This window comes from Paraburkholderia sp. SIMBA_027, assembly GCF_046535315.1.
Taxonomy (GTDB): Bacteria; Pseudomonadota; Gammaproteobacteria; order Burkholderiales; family Burkholderiaceae; genus Paraburkholderia; species Paraburkholderia tropica.
This window is the reverse complement of sequence record NZ_JAWRWY010001491.1, coordinates 1-240: the sequence shown is the minus strand read 5'-3', so window position 1 is coordinate 240 and position 240 is coordinate 1. Positions and strand designations below refer to the sequence as shown.

Here is a 240-nt window from a genome sequence, read left to right as displayed (position 1 = left end):
CTCATCGAGATCCGCTGCGGTTTGTTCAAGCGAGGCGGCTTGCTGCTCTGTCCGCTTCGAAAGATCTTCGGCACTCTGGCTGATCTCACGGGTGCCGGTGTCGATTTGATCGGTGGAATGCGCGACGGCGCCGAGTGTGTTGCGCATCTGGCTGAGCGCCTCGTTCATCGTCCGGCGCAAATCCTCGAAGTCCGGTGCGAACGGCTGATCGATATTGAACGAGAGGTCACCATTAGCGAG

The 240-nt window shown here is 59.2% G+C and carries 1 pseudogene; it reads right to left on the bottom strand.

The window, feature by feature from the left end:
• Positions 1–240, bottom strand: a pseudogene (locus SB764_RS44165) (chemotaxis protein); the annotation flags it as partial.